19 protein-coding genes and 1 pseudogene are annotated in these 20,125 nt (G+C 58.7%); 9 read left to right on the top strand and 11 right to left on the bottom strand.

The annotated features are described in order from the left end of the window. Positions 1-2 precede the first annotated feature (2 nt). Complete coding sequence (treS, locus tag GSQ93_RS01325; RefSeq protein WP_158933891.1) at positions 3-2,087, bottom strand: maltose alpha-D-glucosyltransferase; 2,085 nt, start codon at positions 2,085-2,087, stop codon at positions 3-5. Between the two features lie 505 nt (positions 2,088-2,592). Between treS and GSQ93_RS01320 the strand changes: the two genes are divergently transcribed. Together GSQ93_RS01320 and GSQ93_RS01315 are read left to right on the top strand one after the other, a co-directional pair. Beyond that, a complete protein-coding gene (locus GSQ93_RS01320) occupies positions 2,593-3,324 on the top strand; it encodes an alanyl-tRNA editing protein (RefSeq protein WP_158933890.1) in 732 nt (243 codons plus the stop codon). Beyond that, positions 3,324-3,914: a DUF924 family protein gene (locus GSQ93_RS01315; RefSeq protein ID WP_158933889.1), complete on the top strand. Its 591-nt coding sequence runs from the start codon at positions 3,324-3,326 to the stop codon at positions 3,912-3,914. Before GSQ93_RS01320 ends, GSQ93_RS01315 begins: the two co-directional genes overlap by 1 nt. 20 nt (positions 3,915-3,934) lie before the next feature. Here GSQ93_RS01315 and GSQ93_RS01310 read toward each other — a convergent pair whose 3' ends face one another. From GSQ93_RS01310 to GSQ93_RS01285, 6 genes and pseudogenes are all read right to left on the bottom strand, one after another. Further along, positions 3,935-4,681, bottom strand: coding sequence for an SDR family oxidoreductase (locus GSQ93_RS01310; protein WP_158933888.1), 747 nt, complete (start codon positions 4,679-4,681; stop codon positions 3,935-3,937). Positions 4,682-4,703: 22 nt separating this feature from the next. Then, positions 4,704-5,288 carry a TIGR00730 family Rossman fold protein gene (locus tag GSQ93_RS01305; RefSeq protein ID WP_158933887.1) on the bottom strand — a complete coding sequence of 195 codons (585 nt, stop codon included), beginning with the start codon at positions 5,286-5,288 and terminating at the stop codon, positions 4,704-4,706. Further along, positions 5,288-6,004: a TetR/AcrR family transcriptional regulator gene (locus tag GSQ93_RS01300; protein WP_158933886.1), complete on the bottom strand. Its 717-nt coding sequence runs from the start codon at positions 6,002-6,004 to the stop codon at positions 5,288-5,290. The genes GSQ93_RS01305 and GSQ93_RS01300 overlap by 1 nt, the downstream gene beginning before the upstream one ends. A 187-nt stretch (positions 6,005-6,191) precedes the next feature. Then, entirely contained in the window at positions 6,192-6,686 is a 495-nt protein-coding gene (locus GSQ93_RS01295; protein WP_254073710.1) for a diacylglycerol kinase, read from the bottom strand. A gap of 312 nt (positions 6,687-6,998) precedes the next feature. Beyond that, the gene (locus GSQ93_RS01290; protein ID WP_158933884.1) at positions 6,999-8,030 is read right to left on the bottom strand and encodes a glycosyltransferase family 1 protein; all 1,032 of its coding nucleotides are present in this window, start codon (positions 8,028-8,030) and stop codon (positions 6,999-7,001) included. Positions 8,031-8,079: 49 nt separating this feature from the next. Beyond that, positions 8,080-8,871, bottom strand: a pseudogene (locus GSQ93_RS01285) (UDP-2,3-diacylglucosamine diphosphatase); the annotation flags it as partial. A 582-nt stretch (positions 8,872-9,453) separates the two neighbouring features. On the opposite strand from GSQ93_RS01285, the gene GSQ93_RS01280 reads away from it, so the two are divergent. After that, entirely contained in the window at positions 9,454-10,206 is a 753-nt protein-coding gene (locus tag GSQ93_RS01280; RefSeq protein WP_158933883.1) for a class I SAM-dependent methyltransferase, read from the top strand. Positions 10,207-10,336: 130 nt separating this feature from the next. Here the strand turns inward: GSQ93_RS01280 and GSQ93_RS01275 are convergent, their stop codons facing one another. The 4 genes from GSQ93_RS01275 to GSQ93_RS01260 are packed head-to-tail and all read right to left on the bottom strand — an operon-like array spanning position 10,337 to position 12,633. After that, positions 10,337-10,861, bottom strand: coding sequence for an RDD family protein (locus tag GSQ93_RS01275; protein ID WP_254073705.1), 525 nt, complete (start codon positions 10,859-10,861; stop codon positions 10,337-10,339). A 6-nt stretch (positions 10,862-10,867) separates the two neighbouring features. Next, positions 10,868-11,608: a DUF3106 domain-containing protein gene (locus GSQ93_RS01270; RefSeq protein ID WP_158933882.1), complete on the bottom strand. Its 741-nt coding sequence runs from the start codon at positions 11,606-11,608 to the stop codon at positions 10,868-10,870. 18 nt (positions 11,609-11,626) lie between these two features. Beyond that, complete coding sequence (locus tag GSQ93_RS01265) at positions 11,627-12,073, bottom strand: DUF3619 family protein (RefSeq protein WP_158933881.1); 447 nt, start codon at positions 12,071-12,073, stop codon at positions 11,627-11,629. Beyond that, positions 12,070-12,633 carry an RNA polymerase sigma factor gene (locus tag GSQ93_RS01260; protein ID WP_047844602.1) on the bottom strand — a complete coding sequence of 188 codons (564 nt, stop codon included), beginning with the start codon at positions 12,631-12,633 and terminating at the stop codon, positions 12,070-12,072. Before GSQ93_RS01260 ends, GSQ93_RS01265 begins: the two co-directional genes overlap by 4 nt. A 383-nt stretch (positions 12,634-13,016) precedes the next feature. Here GSQ93_RS01260 and GSQ93_RS01255 point away from each other — a divergent pair, with 383 nt between their 5' ends. The 6 genes from GSQ93_RS01255 (at position 13,017) to GSQ93_RS01230 (ending at position 20,091) form a co-directional block, all read left to right on the top strand. Beyond that, the gene (locus GSQ93_RS01255; protein ID WP_158933880.1) at positions 13,017-14,780 is read left to right on the top strand and encodes an acetolactate synthase 3 catalytic subunit; all 1,764 of its coding nucleotides are present in this window, start codon (positions 13,017-13,019) and stop codon (positions 14,778-14,780) included. Between the two features lie 114 nt (positions 14,781-14,894). Further along, positions 14,895-15,386 (top strand): acetolactate synthase small subunit, encoded by a 492-nt coding sequence (gene ilvN, locus GSQ93_RS01250; RefSeq protein WP_047844600.1) that lies wholly within the window; start codon positions 14,895-14,897, stop codon positions 15,384-15,386. A gap of 68 nt (positions 15,387-15,454) precedes the next feature. Next, complete coding sequence (ilvC, locus tag GSQ93_RS01245; protein WP_031360656.1) at positions 15,455-16,471, top strand: ketol-acid reductoisomerase; 1,017 nt, start codon at positions 15,455-15,457, stop codon at positions 16,469-16,471. 135 nt (positions 16,472-16,606) lie between these two features. Beyond that, positions 16,607-17,251: a phosphatidylserine decarboxylase gene (locus tag GSQ93_RS01240; protein WP_158933879.1), complete on the top strand. Its 645-nt coding sequence runs from the start codon at positions 16,607-16,609 to the stop codon at positions 17,249-17,251. Positions 17,252-17,317: 66 nt separating this feature from the next. Further along, positions 17,318-18,181, top strand: coding sequence for a CDP-diacylglycerol--serine O-phosphatidyltransferase (gene pssA / locus GSQ93_RS01235; protein ID WP_158933878.1), 864 nt, complete (start codon positions 17,318-17,320; stop codon positions 18,179-18,181). 365 nt (positions 18,182-18,546) lie between these two features. Beyond that, a complete protein-coding gene (locus GSQ93_RS01230) occupies positions 18,547-20,091 on the top strand; it encodes a 2-isopropylmalate synthase (protein ID WP_158933877.1) in 1,545 nt (514 codons plus the stop codon). Positions 20,092-20,125: the final 34 nt, after the last annotated feature.

Here is a 20,125-nt window from a genome sequence, read left to right as displayed (position 1 = left end):
CGTTAGTCGTCTTCGTCAATTATTGCCGCATGCAGGGCGCTCACAATGCGTAGCGAAACCCCACGGTAACCATCCAGAGAGATTCTTAGTGTCCCTAACTCGTCAAGGTCGCCAACAACCGACTCTGCAAGCATGTCGACGACGGGACCAGAAGCAATGCCTGGCAACAATATCAATTCATCAACGGCGCTTGCGCTGAAATTGAGAGCGGTCACTTGCGTGCCTTTGCCCGCAGGAAGTTCATGAACCATGACGAGCAGACTGGGCGAGGTGACGTCGGGTATGGCTACCTGTTTGCTCGAAGCAATCTTATAGGATTCGCGCACTGATAAGAGGTGTTTCAGTTGTGAGGCAAAGGAATTGGGATTAGCCAGCTGTTCGGGGAGGGGGCCGTATAAGGCCATGGTCTTAGGGATGCCTTCTCCGGATACGGCTGCGTCTGGATTCTCACCAGTCAGGTCGTAGGCGCCGCGATGAATCCATCGGGTATCGCCGTCCGCCATGCGTTCTTCGACCATTGCAATGGGTAACGGCAATGCACCTACAAGGTCCCAACCTGAGATTGCAAAGACGCCGGGTTGAAGAGCGTTATACATCGCAAGCAGCAAGTGAATTTGCTGGATGTTTTCCTTGTCTTGCTCGGTCATGGAGTCCAGCTCACGAATGTTAAGCGCGGCAGCGATAATGCTCGCAGTCGTGCAGGAAACTCCATTTGTGACGAATCGCAGGTTGTAAGGGGCATGTTCACCGCTTAGGCGTTCGTACATCGTTTCGCGGATGTGTTCGCGGAGAATGTTTCCGGGCCAGGTCTGGCCTTGAAACGTGAATGTCGTGTTCGCATGCAAGGTCCAAAAATGCACGAGTTCGAGTGTCAGCTCGTCATGATTCTGAAGCGCATGGATCAGGGATCCGGGGTCTATTCCGTACTGATGCACCGTTTTCAGCATGAGCCTGAGAAACTCGGTGTCTCCTGTCAACAGTGCGTGCTGATAAGCCGGGCGCGTGATGAAATCATAGGAGAGGTCGGCCCCCCCTTTTGACATCGCTGCGATGTCATCGACGGTGAGATTCAGCTCCTGAAAGCTGAAGCCCCCGGCTTTACGTATTGCCCCTCCAAGTAACTGATTACTGGTAATCGAAAGCGGATGGCTCTCGGACCACGCATTGCCATGTGGCCGGCGCTCGATGCCCAGGAAACCATTTGCGTCCAAACGGATCCCGCGCGCGCCGAGAACATCAAGGGAGTGGAGGGCGTCGCCAATGATCAGTTGCTGTGCGGCGAAGGTCGGGTCCAGCCAATTAAGCGAGGGCTGTCCCTCCTTGAAGTAGTGCAGGTAGACCCAGCGTCGGGTAATGCCATCGACCCCAACCACGGGAGGCGTTGCGCTCCAATCAGTTTCTTTGATTCCTGGCTCAAAGAAGATGACACGTTGAAGCTGTCCAACTATGTAGTACTTCTCCTTGAGTGCATCCACAATTTTCGGCGGCAAGTTGACCGCATCTCTCCCTTCGGGAACATCAGGAAGGATGCTCCAGTCATCCGGCTTGATTTCGACCATGTGATAGAGGCCGGGATAGTCGCCGTAGTTCATCTCGGCTAACCGGAAGTCGGCTCCCTTTCCTGTATGAGATGGGATGACGTCGTCGATGACAACTGCATTGTGAGCCGCTGCCATTCTGCTCATCGCGACGAACTCTTCTTCGGTGCCAAAGCGCGCGTCGATTTCGAGACCGATGCGGTCGAAGTTGCCGTCAATCGACGGAGTGAAAGTCTGGCCTGCGAGTCCACCGGCCAGCTTTGTCGGGCCGGGGTGAACAGCCTGGATACCGATTGAGGACAATGCGCGCCAAAGAGCATCGCTGCCGAGGGTCCGAAGGACGGAGTCGCCCGGTGCCGTGATGACCGATCCGGGATAAGCCGTGAACCACACTGACGACATGGCGCAGGCTATTCGAGGTCTGGACTCGGCATACGGATGTAACCAAAGCCTGGCTTGTCCGGCGTATGTGCGGGCGCGGATACGGAGTTGATGAAGCATAGAATGACTGACGAGCCATTCCACATATTCGGCGGCTGGAGTATTCACGACAGGCCTCTTTGGGAAAATGCTGTTTGTGCGCTCACGAAAAATATCGACTTATACGGAGTGCTCTCTTGCAAAGGCTATACCCAAAGATGGCTAAGAGCGGTGCGACTTGCAGCGAAAAAGGGTTCTGCTTCAATGTGCGCAAACTTGCGTCACATCGACTTGATGGCGGGTATGGACGCGCAGACGTTGCGTGACGATTTCGCGCAAGTTGGCGTCACTCAGCGTCGCCTTGCTTCCGAGCTGAGCTATCTTTGTCACCGCGCATATGGTTTCCACTCACGCGGCCGGCACGTTGGCCGTTTTTCCCCTTCACAAGGGACGAGTGACAGAGAGAAAATCTGCTAGTTGGGTATTGTCGTTTAAATACAGAGACTTAGAATTGGCTAGCAGTGGGTGGTATTCAGGAGAAACGGATGCGCAACCGCCCGGGTTAAGGCGGCTTGGCGGCGTACCCGCATAATGCGGGTTCATTTTCAGCCGGCGACAGACCAGGAGACTTCCCATGAGTACACGCGCGTTGTTTCGCGAAGACGCCTATTTGACGCGCTGCGAGGCGTCGATCACAGCTATCGACGAGCTGGGTATCCATCTCGATCAAACCGTGTTTTATCCGCTGGGCGGCGGTCAGGCCGGCGATGCCGGATCGCTGACACTCGCGGACGGCACGCGCATTGAAATAGCGGACACCCGCAAGGCCAAGTTCGAAGGTGCGACGCCCGATGACGCCGTCCACGTGCCCGCGCCGGATCAGGATGCGTTGCTCGCGAAGCTGAACGTGGGCGACCGGGTGACGGCCGAGATCGATTGGGAACGGCGCTACCGGCACATGCGCCTGCACACCGCGACGCATCTGCTGTGCGCGGCGCTGCCGTATCCCGTCGATGGCTGCAGCATCACCAGCGGTTATGCTCGCATGGACTTCGCGACGGTCGAACCGATCGAACGCGAGGCGCTGGAAACGCGCTTGCGTGAGCTGATTGGTGGCGCACATCCGGTGGCGACCGAGTGGATCACCGACCAGGAAATGGAAGAACGTCCTGAGCTTGTGCGCACAATGAGCGTGAAGCCGCCGGCCGGCATGGGACGTGTGCGTTTGCTGCGCATCGAGGGGATTGATTTGCAGCCGTGCGGCGGTACGCATGTGCGCAATACGAGCGAGATCGGTGAGCTGCGGATCGCGAAGGTGGAGAAGAAAAGTGCGCGCACGCGGCGTCTTGTGATCGAGTTCGCGTGATGCTCGACGTACGCGCTCAAGCGGTACTCGACGTTTGGTTCGGTGCGCCGGACTCAGCGGAGTTCGGCCACGCGCGCAAGGCCTGGTTCAAGAAGGACGCGACCTTCGACGCCATGCTTCGCGAGCGCTTCGGCGCTTTGATCGAAGAGGCGTTGGAAAGCCAGCTTGCTTCGTGGTCCGAAACACCGCTCGGCGCGGTGGCGTTGATCGTATTGCTCGACCAGTTCACCCGAAACTGTTTTCGCAACACGCCGCGGGCATTCGCCGGTGATGATGAAGCATTAAGGCTGGCGCGTATGTTGGTAAAAACGGGCCACGAACGCACGTTGCCGACGATTCATCATCGCGTGTTCGCATACATGCCGTTCGAGCACGATGAAACGCTGGCAAGCCAGCGCGAAGCCGTTCGTCTGTTTCAAGCGCTCTTCGATGAAACCAACGACAAGGACGTGGAAGACTTTCTGCACTACGCGCGCCGTCATGCTGACGTGATCGAGCGGTTTGGCCGCTTTCCGCATCGCAACGTTATCCTCGGTCGCGAAACAACGGCCGAGGAACACGTGTGGCTCAAGAAGAAGGGCGGCTTCTAGCGTTCCAACGTTTCAGCGCTTCAACGTCCGCCCGCCACGTCGAGCAATGCACCGGTCACATACGCCGACGCATCCGATAACAGCCATACAATCGATTCCGCCACTTCTTCCGCCGTACCGGGCCGACCCAGCGGCGCGAGCGCGCCCAACTGCGCTGCGCGATCGGGCTTGCCGCCGCTTGCGTGAATCTCGGTATCGATCAAACCGGGCCGGACGGCGTTCACGCGCACGCCTTCCGGTCCGAGTTCTTTCGCGAGGCCGATCGTCAAGGTATCGACGGCGCCTTTCGATCCCGCGTAATCCACGTACTCATTCGGGGACCCAAGCCGCGCTGCTGCCGACGACACATTGACGATCGAGCCGCCCCGTCCGCCGCGTTTGGTCGACATGCGCCGTGCTGCTTCACGCGCGCAGAGATACGCGCCGAGCACGTTGGTATCGAAGACGCGTTTCATGCGCGCGATGTCCATGTCCGCGAGTGCGGAACCGGGCGCGACAATGCCCGCGTTGTTCACGAAGCCATCGATCGGGCCGAACGCGTGCACAGTCGCATCGAATAGCGCAATCACATCGGCTTCTTCGCAGACATCGCCTTGGATCGCGACCGCGCGGCCACCGGCGGCTTCCACGCGGGCAACGGTTTCATCGGCAGCGCTGCGATTGGTCGCGTAATTCACACCAATCGACCAGCCGCGCGCCGCGCACAGCAATGCGGCGGCACGGCCGATCCCGCGGCTGCCGCCCGTGATTAACACTACCTTTGACATCGTCAATTCCTCGCTTGGGATATCAAACCGCGTCGCGTTTCTCGGGCCAGCGGTCCACCAGCGGCGGTGTATATGCCTTGAGCGATTCGATCAGCTTCACGGGATCGGCGTTCACCTGCAGCATGTCGAGGTACGGCGCGCGCATGAAGCCTTCTTCCACCGTATGGCGCAGCATGGCGAGTAGCGGATCGTAATAGCCGTCCACGTTCAGCAACGCGACCGGTTTCTCGTGATACTTGAGCTGCGCCCACGTATAGGTCTCGAACAGCTCTTCGAACGTACCCACACCACCCGGCATCGATACAAACGCATCCGAGAGATCAGCCATTTTCTTCTTGCGCTGATGCATGTCGGGCACGACGTACAGATCCGTCAGACCTTTATGGCCGACTTCCTTGTTCATCAGCAATTCGGGGATCACGCCGATGGCGCGGCCACCGAGCGCCAAGACTTCATCGGCGATGATGCCCATCAACCCCACGCTCCCGCCGCCGTAGACGAGCGCGAGATCCGCTTCGACCAACGCGCGGCCGAACGCTTTTGCCGCTTCGGCATAGACCGGTCTGGCTCCATTGGCGGAGCCGCAATATACGCAGACAGCTTTCATTAAATAGGTTCCTTAGGGGCGCCGTCTTCCTTCGGCGCGCGGTAATCGGCAAAGACGCGTTCCGGCATTTTCCCCGACACGAGGTCGTCGAAAATCTGCCGTGATCGCCCGCGGAGATACGGCGCCATCATCGAGATGATTTGCAGGCTCGCTTGATGCAATTCCGCGCGGATCGTGTCCTGCTCGTTATATTTGCGCGGATTCATGACGAACTGGTACGACAGCCAGTACGTCGCGATCACGCCCATGTTGGTCGCGATCACCTTGATCTCGGCGGGCGTTGCGACCATTTCGTGATCGGCTACCAGTGCCTCGCACAGTTGCTGCGCGAAGTTGACCTTGTGGGTGATGATCTGTTTGAAATGGGTTTCCAGCGTGCGGTTGCGCGCAAGCAGATCGTTCAGGTCGCGATACAAAAACCGGTACTGCCACAGGAAATCTGCCATGTACTGCAGGTACGACCACATCTCGTCAATCGTCGGACGATGATCTTCCGGAAAACGCAGCCGCTTTTCGATCTGCTGTTCGAACTGCGCGAAGATACTGTTGATAATGTCGTCTTTATTGCGGAAATGGTAGTACAGGTTACCTGGACTGATTTCCATCTCTTCGGCGATGGTGGTCGTCGTGACATTCGGTTCCCCGATATCGTTGAACAGCTTCAGCGATAGTTCGAGAATCCGTTCACGAGTGCGGCGGGGAGGTTTTGCTTCCATGTCGTCCGGACCTGGTTGACCGGTTCCGGGTGGGGGCGGCCGGATGCGGCCAACGTGACAGTCTGACTGACAGCGTCACGAACCCGGAATCGGTGGGTATCTTGGATATCGGACGATTATAAACGGCTGAGGGGGGACGGGGTCTGCGCGGGTGGCCCGTTGGGTGCCGCGGTGCGTTTAAGCGCGTTTAAAACAGCACCAGGGCCCATCGCCAGAGTAGCGGGCCGACTATCAGGCCCCATGTCAGCACGCACACCAGCAGGGCGACCATGACCGCCGCGCTGCCGAAATCCTTCGCCCGTTTGGAGAGTTCGTGCCGCTCCAGCGAAATCCGGTCGATAGCCGCTTCCACGCTCGAGTTCAGCAATTCCACCATCAGCACCAGCAGCACCGACGCCAGCAGCGCCGCACGTTCAACCGGCGAGACCGGCACGAAGATGCCGCACGGCACCAGGATGGCGGCGAGCGTCAGCTCCTGGCGGAACGCACTTTCTTCGCGGATCGCCACGCGAAAGCCGTTCAGCGAATTTTTCATCGCATGCCAGGCGCGGGTCAGGCCGCGGTTGCCCTTGTAGGGATTGAACGGCAACGGAGCGAGCGGATCGTCGGCGCTCAAGGGTTCGCTCGGATGCGGCGAGCCCTCGATGTCGTCGTCTTCGTCGCTGAAGGGTTCCCGGTGTATCAAGAGCAGGGATTTCGCTTGCACTGAAGGTTTGGCTTTCACATTGCGCTTCTTTGAAACTTGCTGTGGTTGGTCTGACGCATGCTCTGTGGGTGGCGACTTTTAGAGCGATCGCTATGCAGAACTCTCGCCGAAGGTCACCAAAGGTGAGTCCGCCAGCGGCTGGTTGCAGCTGCGTGCGGCTACATCGCATTGTTGCCTTCTTTGGCCGGCGGGTGCCGAACCGCACAGCGCGTTTGGGCACCCGCCACGTTGCGCTGTGAGCAACGCGGATTCCATCATGCTGTTGCTCTCGCACTTGCAAAAGCCAGATTAAGCCGTTGCCTGGCTTTGCGTCGCGCCGCGAGTCGCGAGCGGTTTCAGGTTAGACGCGAATTGCTCCGATGCCGCCCGCCACGAGAACTTCTCCGCCCACGCACGGGCATCGGCGCGTTCAATCTTCAGCGCCCGCAAGCACGCTTCGCGGAGGTCCTCGTCGAGCGCGCCCGGGCCATCGGTGCCGAGCACATCGATAGGACCCGTCACCGGGTACGCTGCGACCGGCGTACCGCATGCCATTGCTTCGAGCAGCACGAGACCGAAGGTATCGGTGCGGCTCGGGAACACGAATACATCGGCGGCCGCGTAGACCTTCGCCAGTTCCGCCTGCGACAGCACGCCAAGATAGTTCGCATTCGGATAGCGAGATTTCAGTTCGGCAAGCGCCGGTCCTTCGCCCGCGACCCACTTCGATCCCGGTAGATCGAGCTTCAAAAAAGCCTCGACGTTCTTCTCGACCGCGACGCGTCCGACATACAGAAAAATAGGCCGCGTTGTGTTGAGCACCTTCGAATCCATCGGTTGGAAGATATCCAGATCCACGCCGCGTGTCCACAGGACCACGTTCGTGAAACCGAACTTTTCGAGGTCATTTTTCACCACGGGCGTGGGCGCCATCACCGCTTGCGAAGGCTTGTGGAACCAGTGCAAAAACTTGTAGGTTGCAGCGAGCGGAACGTGAAACCGAGCCTGCACGTATTCAGGAAAACGCGTGTGGTACGCGGTCGTGAACGGCAATTTGTTACGCAGGGCGAACGAGCGGGCGGCCATACCGAGCGGACCTTCCGTCGCGATATGCAGCGCATCCGGCGCGAACTCTTCTATGCGTTGCGCGACGCGACGGCGCGGCAGCAGCGACAGGCGAATCTCGGGATACGTCGGGCACGCGATGGTCCTGAATTCGAGCGGTGTCAGCAATTCCACGCGATGTCCCAGCGCAGTCAGTTCGCGGCTGGTGCTTTTCAAGGTGCGCACGACGCCGTTGACTTGCGGTTCCCATGCGTCCGTAACAATCATGATTTTCATTCGATGGCCTCGATAAGTGAAAGCGCTCAGGCGGTTGCTCGGCGGTCGATCAAGCCGTTGCAGCGGCCTTTTGCGAATGGTTTTCAGGCGAACGCAGGACAGTCCAGTAGATGATCTTCAGTTCACCTTCGAACGTCTCGACAAGCGCCGACAGGCTCTCGACCCAGTCGCCGTCATTGCAGTACAGGACACCGTCGATATCGCGGATTTCAGCTTTATGGATGTGGCCGCAGACAACGCCGTCGCAGCCGCGGCGGCGCGCTTCATCGGTCATGACGTGTTCGAACTTCGAGATGAAGTTCACCGCGTTCTTGACCTGATGCTTGAGGTATTGCGAGAGCGACCAGTAGTTCAGGCCGAGGCGGCTGCGTACCCGGTTGAACCAGCGGTTGAGCAGCAGGATCAGCGTGTAGAGCGTGTCGCCGAGATAAGCGAGCCACTTCGCGTGCTGGATGACGCCGTCGAAGAGATCACCATGCACGATCCAAAGGCGCTTGCCGGCGAGCGTGGTGTGAAAGGCTTCCTGGCGCACGTGGATATCGCCGAAAGCGAGGTCGCAGAACTGTCGCGCGGCTTCGTCGTGATTGCCCGGAATGTAGATCACCTGCGTGCCCTTGCGGGCTTTGCGCAGCACTTTCTGGATCACGTCGTTGTGCGCTTGCGGCCAGAACCAGCCTTTGCGCAGTTGCCATCCGTCGATGATGTCGCCCACCAGGTACAGGTACTCGGAATCGTTATGGCGGAGAAAATCGAGCAGATAGTTTGCCTGGCAGCCACCGGAGCCGAGGTGGATATCGGACAGCCAGATGGTGCGGTAACGATGGTCGGCAGGCTCGTCGTCGGAGCGCGATGGGGGCTCGGAAGTCGTGTGGGGAGTGAAGCTCGCGCCGGTGGTATCAGGAGGCGGGGGTGGCGCCACGTCGGTGCGGAACGCGATGGCTTCCGCATCGCGGAGGGTGATGCCTAGCAGGTGACTCGCAGACGATTTAGTGGCCATGGGCACGCGCAACGGGTTGCAGTGCGGCCATTGCGCCATGCCCACGTGACGGAGCCATGACAGTCACGAAAACTTCTTATTACTAAAGGTTGCGATGGCAGTGATGAGTGTGCCGTGAACAAGCAAAAAACGCGGCGAATTTCAATGCTTCGATGGGTTTGTCGGACGCTTAATTCGCATGACTCCACGCGATTTTTATGTGCGATTTTGTTTCGCTATCGGATTGATTCAGTCAGAAATTGGCCCGGCTGTCTATCGTTGCTGCGAAGCCACCAGCGCGCGCGAAACCTGACACGACCGCTGAAACAATACGACAAGCATGAATTGCGGATTGCCGAACGCAATACATCGCCTCAAGAACGCAAGAAGCTGAGCGTCCTCATCGTGTTGGCATAGCCTATACTTTCGGATTTACGATGGAATCCTATGCAACTGGATAGTGGAACAGTGGGGCCGGTCGTTCGAATGTCGGCGTGCAAAGTATGCAACGAACCGGCGCCGCTTTACGGCGTCACCGACTTTAACAAGAGTTGCGAAGAGCGGCGCGGACGCTATCTGCCGCTCACCGGCGTGCCGGTCTATTACAACCAATGTGATGCTTGCGGCCTTATCTTCACGACTGCGTTCGACCATTGGAGCAAGGCTCACTACCTGCAGCACATTTATAACGATGATTACGTGCTGGTCGACCCTGACTACATCGATGCACGGCCTGCGGGCAATGCGGCTTTCATTCTCGATTTCATCAAGAAAGGCCACGCGTTAAGGTGTCTCGACTATGGTGGTGGCAACGGCAAGCTGACGTCGTTGTTGCGTGAGGGTGGAGTGGACGGGCATAGTTGGGACCCGATGGATGAAGAAGGGGTGCCGCCGTCCGGTTCATTCGATTTCATCAGCGCGTTCGAGGTTCTGGAACATACGCCCGAACCATTGGCGACGGTCCAGGAAGCACTGGGACTGCTAAACGAGCAGGGCGTATTGCTGTTTTCCACGTTGACGATAGATCACGTGCCGCCTCGGGGAATGGACAACTGGTACATCGCGCCCCGCAATGGTCACATCACGCTCTATACGCGACGATCATTGCAGACGATGTTTGCGGGATTGGGTTATCGGATCCATCACTTCAACGACAATCTGCATATGGCGTTGAAGGAAGATCCAGACTGGCTGAGCTGAGATCAACAAAAGCAGGGTAGGAGAGAGGGCTGGATTTCAGCGCTCAACTGCCGCTTCGGATGCCCGAGACGTCGCGTGAGATATTTTGTGTTGCCGCGTTCCACGGCGATTCAACAATGCGGAGGTTGGCCTAAGCCCCTGTTGGGACCACGCTTACGATCCGCGTGCCGGCCAGCCGGTCATGCAAAAACTGTCGTGCCGGATTGAGCCATACCGCTGCTGCCCAGAGCACGATCCACACGACGGCCACGACAAGCGTGGTCGGCACGGAAAGCTTGAGCAGTGGATGCAACGCCAGCGGCGGCAGGAACCACAACCACGCGAACACATAACGCGCGATGGCGCGCGTAGTCGAAACCGGCGCCCCGCGCGCATCGACTACTTTCAATCGCCACGTTTTCATGGGCAGTGTCTGCCCGCCATGCGTCCAGAAGTAGACGAAATAAATCGCGAGCACAAACCCGATCCACGCCATTAGCAAATTGTGGTGGGTGAGTCCGTTGCGTTGCTGGGTGAGCGTGCTGAACAAATACCCGGCGATAAAAACGATCCCGAACAGGATCACGCCTTCATAAAGCATCGTAGCCAGCCGGCGACGCAGCTTGGGCGCGATCAATTCGGGAGACCCGACAGATTCCAGGGAGGAGGCGCTCACTTTTGCCTAAGACCCGTTGAAGACGGAGGGCGCCTGCTGCGGCGAAACCGGAATCGGCGTGGCCGGCACAAAACTGGCGGCGCCGGGAATAGCGGGAGCGGCAGGCGTGGCGTGTGAACCTGACGCCATGTCCGCAACAGCATCCGAAGCACGCGCATGCTCCCGGGCTGTCATCAGCCTGTCAATATCCTTGACTTCGGTTTTACCGGAAGGCGGCGCGCTAACAACAGTCGGCCGGCGCGGGCGCTCGGTGGCGGCGAGTTTTTTCTTTTGGTCTTCCGGCAGCTTTTGATACGCATCCCAGTCGCGTTCCCGCTTCTCGACGGGGACGGACTTCGAGACCTGATAATTTTCGCGCGCGACCTTGCGCTGGTCCGGGGTCATGTGTATCCATTCGACCATTCGCTCATGAAGCCGCTTTTGTGCATCGGGCGACATCTTCTTGTATCGCGACGCTATCTTGATCCAATTACGCTTACGTTCTTCGCTGAACTGATCCCATTCCGTGGCGAACGGCGCGAGCGCGATCCGTTGCGCGTCGGTGAGCCGAGCCCAAGCCATGGGACTGGAGGGGGAGGAGAGCGAAGAAAGCGGCGACAGCGCTTCTCCCCCGCTCGCCCCGACCGGGGCGGCAGCAGCGGGGACCGCCGAGGCGGACGAATAGAAACGCGGATAGGTGGCAGCAAACGCGACAAGTCCCGCAATTGCGCATCCAAAGACAATCGCGAGGCCGCGCTTGTAACTCACCCGATGACTCCTGCAGTCTTAATGATTGCGCGTCAGGTACGCGTTGAAACCGTGGTCGAGATAGGCGTCGAGCGGGAGATTGTCGCTGAGCATGGCGGCGTCGATATCGGCGAGTTCCGCGGTGCGTTGCTGATCCTCAAAATAAGCGATGCCAGCCAATCCGATCACGAGGGCAAGCAGCGGCCAGGCCAAGGCGAGGCGCGAGAAACGGCCGCGTTTACCCGTATGGCCAGACCCGGCTGGGCCGAGCGAACCCGGACCAGCCATGCCCGCCCCGGCGAGCGCAGGCGCGAAAACCGGCGCCGCGACAGCGACTTTTTCCGGTTTCTTGCGTGCGATCGCCGTCCGGCGAGCCGCCGCCAGCTTGTCGAGCGAAGCGGCGGGCAGCGAATTGATGTTTTCGTCGAGTGCGCGGCGTACCTTCAGCGCGAACTCGGTTTCCTTGTGATCGAGAGCGTTGCTCATAATGTGATTCCTTTCGCCTTCAGCGCGTGTGCCAGCGCGTGCGTGGCCCGCGAGCAATGTGTTTTTACGCTGCCTTCAGAGCAGCCCATTGCAGCGGCGGTTTCGGCGACATCCATATCCTCCCAGTAACGCATGAGAAACGCTTCCCGTTGACGTGCTGGTAGTTTTTGGATCTCTGCGTCGATCAGGTTGAGCACCTGTTCACGCTCGAGCCGGCTCTCGCTGCTTTCCGCACCGACCGTCCCATCCTGCGATTCGAAGGTCTCGAGGGGGTCAAATTCGTCGTCGTCGGCGTTGCCGAACGAGGAGAACAGGCTTACCCACGTATTGCGGACCTTTTGGCGCCGGAAATAGTCGTGCGTTGCATTCTGCAGGATACGCTGAAACAAAAGGGGCAATTCGGGCGGAGGCCGGTCGCCGTATTTTTCGGCGAGCTTGATCATCGCATCCTGAACGATGTCGAGCGCCGCATCGTCGTCGCGTACGGTGTACACCGTCTGCTTAAACGCGCGTCTTTCGACGCCCGCCAGAAAATCGGCGAGTTCCTTGTCTGATGCCATCCGTGAGGCCCGGCGCAACGAGCGTGCGTCGATAAGGGTTGGTGAGAGGTTAAAGCCTGCGGATGCTAGCAAACTTTTGAGTGAACAGCGAGGAAATGCGCCGCTGTTACAGGCTGAAACACAGACCTTTCTTCAGCATTTCGGATAATTCCGAGCCTTTAGGACCTGATTCCGGCGCACGTCAGGCGGTATTGTGCAGTTTTTCCTTGACGAGCTTTATTGCCTCGGGCTATTGTTTCCGACTCGCATCATAAAGTGAACTGTCTCTTTGAGGCGAGCCCAAGAAGCCCGCTTCCCATTTAGACGCGCCGCTTGAACCCGAGCCATAAGCCCGGCAGAGAGCACCCAATCAATTTTTTGCCGAAAATTCGAAAGGTGAATGTATGAATATGCCCAGCGCGGAATTCTCCACGTCGGATACGACTCCCCCCCTCGAAGCTGAATCCATTGGCGGCACCGTGCTCATGCGCGCGCTCGCTGACGAAAAAGTCGAGTTCATTTGGGGCTATCCCGGCGGCTCGGTACTCTATATCTACGACGAGTTGTACAAGCAGGACCAGATCCAGCATATTCTCGTGCGCCACGAACAGGCCGCGGTTCATGCCGCCGACGCCTACGCGCGCTCCACGGGCAATGTTGGCGTGGCCCTGGTGACTTCCGGCCCCGGCGTCACCAATGCGGTGACCGGCATTGCCACTGCCTATATGGATTCCATCCCGCTGGTCATCATCAGCGGCCAGGTTCCTACTGCGGCAATCGGCCAGGATGCATTCCAGGAGTGCGATACGGTCGGTATCACGCGCCCCTGCGTCAAACACAACTTCCTCGTCAAAGACGTGCGCGAGCTTGCCGCGACCGTCAAGAAAGCGTTTTATATCGCCCGAACGGGACGTCCCGGCCCGGTGCTGATCGACATTCCGAAAGACGTGTCGAAGACGCCGTGCAAATACGAACCGATCAAATCCGTCTCGCTGCGTTCGTACAATCCGGTGACCAAAGGCCATTCGGGCCAGATCCGCAAGGCCGTGCAGTTGTTGCTGTCGGCGAAGCGTCCGTACATTTATACGGGCGGCGGCATCATCCTGGCGAATGCGGCGCGTGAACTGAATCAGTTCGCCGACCTGCTCGGTTATCCGGTGACGAACACGCTGATGGGCCTGGGCGGTTATCGCGCGGACAACAAGAAATTCCTCGGCATGCTCGGCATGCACGGCACGTACGAAGCCAACATGGCCATGCAGCATTGCGATGTGCTGATCGCGATTGGCGCGCGTTTCGATGACCGCGTGATCGGTGATCCGGAACATTTCGCGTCGCATGCGAAGAAGATCATTCACATCGATATTGATCCGTCGTCCATTTCCAAGCGCGTGAAAGTCGATATTCCTATCGTCGGCGACGTGAAGGAAGTGCTCAAGGAGTTGATCGAGCAGTTGCAGACGGCCGAACACGGTCCGGACATCGCGGCGCTGGCCGACTGGTGGAAGGACATCGAGGCGTGGCGCTCGAAGGACTGCCTCAAGTTCGATCGCGCAAGCGAGATCATCAAGCCGCAGTACGTGGTCGAAAAGGCGTGGGAACTGACCGACGGCGAAGCATTCGTCTGTTCGGACGTTGGCCAGCATCAAATGTGGGCGGCGCAGTTCTACCGCTTCAACAAGCCACGCAGATGGATCAATTCGGGTGGCCTCGGCACCATGGGCTTCGGCCTGCCGGCGGCCATGGGCGTGAAGATGGCGCACCCGGACGACGAGGTCTTGTGCATCACGGGCGAAGGTTCGATCCAGATGTGCATCCAGGAATTGTCGACGTGCAAGCAGTACAACACGCCGGTCAAGATCATTTCGCTGAACAACCGCTATCTCGGCATGGTCCGGCAATGGCAGCAGATCGAATACAAGAAGCGCTATTCCAGTTCGTACATGGACGCGCTGCCTGACTTCGTGAAGCTGGCTGAGGCTTATGGGCATGTGGGCATGCGCATTGAGCACACGCGCGATGTAGAGCCGGCGTTGAAAGAAGCACTGCGCCTGAAGGACCGCACGGTGTTCCTCGACTTCCAGACAGATCCCACCGAAAACGTATTTCCGATGGTCCAGGCAGGCAAGGGCATCACGGAAATGCTGCTCGGATCGGAAGATCTATAACGGCTGTTTTCCCAAGCGCGGCTCGCGCGCGCCCGTCTTCACAAAAGACGATCGTGGCGCGTGAGTTTTGCGGGAACACGCTTATTCACTGGATAAATCAGGAACGCAACTATCATGAGACACATTATTTCCGTGCTGCTGGAAAACGAACCGGGCGCGTTATCGCGTGTCGTCGGGCTCTTTTCCGCGCGTGGCTACAACATTGAAACCTTGACGGTGGCGCCGACCGAAGACAGTTCGCTGTCGCGGCTGACCATCGTTTCCATTGGCTCGGATGACGTGATCGAACAGATCACAAAGCACCTGAACCGCCTGATCGAGGTGGTGAAAGTGGTCGACCTGACAGAGGGCGCCCACATTGAGCGCGAGCTGATGCTGATCAAGGTGAGAGCGGTCGGTAAGGAACGGGAAGAGATGAAGCGGATGGCGGACATCTTCCGCGGCCGCATCATCGACGTTACCGAAAAAAGCTACACGATGGAACTGACGGGCGCGAGCGACAAGCTCGACGCGTTTATTCAGGGGCTGGACGCAACGGCGATTCTCGAGACCGTACGCACAGGCAGTTCCGGCATTGGCCGGGGCGAGCGAATCCTGAAGGTCTGAGAGCGCCTGAACAGCGCGCACGTTATTAGTACCCAATTCACACATTAATTCCAGGTAAAGGAACCACCATGAAAGTTTTCTACGACAAAGACGCCGACCTCTCCCTCATCAAGGGCAAGCAAGTCACGATCATCGGTTATGGCTCGCAAGGCCATGCACACGCGCTGAACTTGAAGGAAAGCGGCGTGAACGTGACGGTCGGTCTGCGCAAGAACGGCGCATCGTGGAGCAAGGCTGAGAAGGCCGGCCTGAAGGTCAAGGAAGTGGCCGAAGCCGTGAAGGGCGCGGACGTGGTCATGATGCTGCTGCCGGACGAGCAGATCGCTGAAGTCTACAAGAACGAAGTGCATGACAACGCCAAGGAAGGCGCTGCACTGGCATTCGCGCACGGTTTCAACGTGCATTACGGCCAGGTTATCCCGCGTGCTGACCTCGACGTCATCATGATCGCCCCGAAGGCGCCGGGCCACACGGTTCGCAGCACGTACTCGCAAGGCGGCGGCGTACCCCACCTGATCGCCGTGGCACAAGACAAGTCGGGCGCAGCACGCGACGTCGCATTGTCGTATGCAGCAGCGAACGGCGGCGGCCGTGCCGGCATTATCGAAACGAACTTCCGCGAAGAAACGGAAACGGACTTGTTCGGCGAGCAAGCTGTGCTGTGCGGCGGTACGGTCGACCTGATCAAGGCTGGATTCGAAACGCTGGTGGAAGCCGGTTACGCGCCGGAAATGGCGTACTTCGAATGCCTGCACGAACTGAAGCTGATCGTCGACCTGATCTATGAAGGCGGCATCGCCAACATGAACTACTCGATCTCGAACAACGCCGAATACGGTGAATATGTGACGGGTCCGAAGATCGTGACGTCGGAAACGAAGAAGGCCATGAAGCAAGTGCTGACGGACATCCAGACGGGCGAGTACGCAAAGAGCTTCATCATCGAAAACAAGGCTGGCGCACCCACGCTTCAATCGCGTCGCCGCCTGACGGCTGAGCACCAGATTGAAACGGTCGGTGCCAAGCTGCGCGCGATGATGCCGTGGATCGCTGCAAACAAGCTGGTTGATCAGTCGAAGAACTAAGCAGCTTTAGAACTAAAAAGCTGAACGACCGGCCTCATGTGCCGGTCCTAGTGAAGACCGCAAGCCGTCCGGTGTCGCTTGGCGCCGGACGGCTTTTGCTATCCTACGGTTTTACTAAAAACATAGAACTCGTTCATGAACTATCCACATCCGATCATCGCGCGCGAAGGCTGGCCGTTTATTGCCATTGCGGCTGTCATTGCCGTGTTGATCCAGGCCATCGGCGGCTTTGGTTTTGCCTGGCCGTTCTGGCTGCTGACAATCTTCGTCGTCCAGTTTTTCCGTGACCCCGCCCGGCCGATTCCGGTTCAGGCGAACGCTGTGCTGTGTCCCGCCGACGGCCGTATCGTCGCAGTGGAAACCGCGCATGACCCATACGCGGGCCGCGAAGCGCTGAAGATCAGCGTGTTCATGAACGTGTTCAATGTCCACTCGCAGCGCTCGCCGGTCGATGGCGCGATCAGCAAGGTGGAGTACTTTCCAGGTTCGTATCTCAATGCTGCCGTCGACAAAGCCTCGACCGAGAACGAACGCAACGCGATCGTGATCCAGACCGCCGCTGGGCATACGGTGACGTCGGTGCAGATCGCCGGACTGATCGCGCGGCGCATTTTGTGCTACGTCCACGTTGGCGAACCGCTTAACCGTGGCCAGCGTTATGGCTTTATCCGCTTTGGGTCGCGGGTCGACGTGTATTTGCCGATTGGCAGCCGTCCGCGAGTGGCGATTGGCGAGAAGGTGTCGGCCTCGTCTACCATCCTTGCCGAGTTCGCAGAGTAGTCAGTGAACCGGCAGAGAATCAGTACAAATAAAGCGGTAAAACCAGGCTGCACAACGGAGGACTCGATGGCACTCAAACCGCGCCGAACGCGAAGCACGGCAACACCCCCTCGGGCGTTTCGCCGTAACAAGTCGGCGCAGGACATCGGCGTGCTGGAAACGCGGCGTGCGAAGCGGCAACAATTTTTGAGGAAGCGCGGCATTTACCTGCTGCCCAACGCGTTCACCACGGCCGCGTTGTTCTGCGGCTTTTTCGCGGTCGTTCAGGCCATGAACGTACGCTTCGAGATCGCGGCCATCGCGATCTTCGTGGCCATGGTGCTGGACGGCATGGACGGCCGGGTTGCACGCATGACGCATACGCAGAGCGCGTTCGGCGAGCAGTTCGACAGCCTCTCCGACATGGTCTCGTTCGGCGTGGCGCCCGCGCTGGTGATGTACGAATGGATCCTGAAAGACTTGGGCCGCTGGGGCTGGCTCGCGGCGTTTGTCTATTGCTCGGGTGCGGCATTGCGTCTCGCGCGCTTCAATACGAACGTAGGTGTGGTGGACAAGCGCTATTTCCAGGGCCTGCCGAGCCCGGCAGCGGCGGCGCTGATCGCGGGTTTCGTGTGGCTTGCCACCGATAACCGCGTGCCGCTCAAGCTGGTCTGGCTGCCGTGGGTGGCGTTTGCGCTGACCATCTATGCCGGTGTCACGATGGTGTCAAACGCGCCGTTCTACAGCGGCAAGGCGCTCGATGTGCGGTTCCGGGTGCCGTTCGCCGGCGTGCTGCTGGTTGTGGTGGCGTTTGTGCTTGTATCGTCGGATCCGCCGTTGATGTTGTTCGGCTTGTTTGTCTTGTACGGTTTTTCCGGTTATGCGTGGTGGGGGTACATGGCCATGCGCGGCCGGCCGAATCCGGCCAGATCGTCTGAAAAAGCGCATTGAAAGCACAGCGCGCATTGGTTTGAAGCCGGTGCGCGCTTTTTGCTTTGGGGCGCGTTGCGGCCCCAAAGCATTCGGGTAGCCCATGCAGGTGACATTAATCGCCCCGATCGGAAAGCCCAATTGCACGCTCCCAAAAATCTCGTTATAGTCTGCCAATGATTTTTTTCGCCCATCCCCTCTCGTCTTTCCTAGCTGGTGCGCCGCTACGCGCGCTACCGCTACTAGCGCGCCTGCCGCGCTAAGCTTCCCGCCTCCCGTCTGCTCGTTCGTGGTTTTCGACGCCAGCGGTGGCGCGAACACCCGGATTCCGTATTGTTTTTCCCCACCGTTTTCAAAACTCTAAAACTCCCCACTGGAGCCCCGACATGGCAGACAAACTGATCATTTTCGACACGACCTTGCGTGATGGCGAGCAATCCCCCGGCGCGTCGATGACGAAGGAAGAGAAGATCCGGATCGCGAAGGCGCTCGAGCGGATGAAGGTCGATGTGATCGAAGCAGGCTTTGCTGCCAGCTCGAACGGCGATTTCGACGCGATCCACACCATTGCGGGCCTGATCAAGGACAGTACGATCTGTTCGCTCGCCCGCGCCAACGATAAAGACATCCAGCGCGCAGCCGACGCCCTGAAGCCCGCCGATCACTTCCGCATCCATACGTTCATTGCCACATCGGCTTTGCATATGGAAAAGAAGCTGCGCATGAGCGCGGATCAGGTCTACGAGCAAGCGCGTCTCGCTACGCGTTTTGCGCGCAAGTTCACCGATGACGTCGAATTCTCGCCGGAAGACGGCAGCCGCTCGGATCTCGATTTCCTGTGCCGCGTACTGGAAGCGGTGATCGATGAAGGCGCGACCATCATCAATATTCCCGATACGGTTGGCTACGCCGTGCCGGAAGGCTACGGCAACCTGATCAAGACCATCCGCGAACGCGTGCCGAATTCGGACAAGGCGGTGTGGTCCGTGCATTGCCACGATGACCTCGGCATGGCGGTTGCGAATTCGCTGGCCGGCGTGCATATCGGTGGCGCACGCCAGATCGAGTGCACGATCAATGGCCTCGGCGAGCGCGCGGGTAACACGGCGCTGGAAGAAGTCGTGATGGCGATGAAAACGCGCAAGGATTACTACGGGCTGGAACTCGGTATCGATACAACGCATATCGTGCCGACTTCGAAGCTCGTCTCGCAGATCACCGGTTTCGTCGTGCAGCCGAACAAGGCTGTGGTCGGCGCGAATGCGTTTGCGCACGCTTCCGGGATTCACCAGGACGGCGTGCTCAAAGCGCGCGACACCTACGAAATCATGCGTGCCGAAGATGTGGGCTGGGCGACCAACAAGATCGTGCTCGGCAAGTTGTCGGGTCGTAACGCATTCAAGCAGCGCCTGGAAGATCTCGGCGTATCGCTGGAATCGGAAACGGATGTGAACGCCGCGTTCGTGCGCTTCAAGGAACTCGCCGATCGCAAATCCGAGATCTTCGATGAAGACATCATGGCGATCGTCTCGGAAGAATCAGCGGAAATGCAGGCCAAGGAAACGTTCCGCTTCGTGTCGCTGGCTCAGCACTCGGAAACGGGTGAGCAGCCGCATGCGCGCGTGGTGTTTGCCGTCGATGGCGTTGAAGTGCAAGGTGAAGCGCGCGGGAATGGTCCGGTCGACGCCACGCTCGTTGCCATCGAATCGAAGGTGACGAGCGGCGCCGAGCTGGTGCTGTATTCGGTGAACGCCATCACCACCGGTACGCAGGCTCAGGGCGAAGTGACCGTGCGTTTGTCGAAGAGCGGCCGGATCGTGAACGGTGTGGGTACGGACCCGGATATCGTGGCGGCATCGGCGAAGGCTTATCTCGCAGCGCTGAACAAGTTGCATTCGAAAGTAGAGAAGCTGAATCCGCAGCTTTCCTAATTAATTCGATGAATTGATTCGATTGAGTGAAGCG

It is taken from the genome of Burkholderia sp. S171 (assembly GCF_009766085.1).
Lineage (GTDB): Bacteria > Pseudomonadota > Gammaproteobacteria > Burkholderiales > Burkholderiaceae > Caballeronia.
This window is presented reverse-complemented; position numbering and strand designations above follow the sequence as displayed.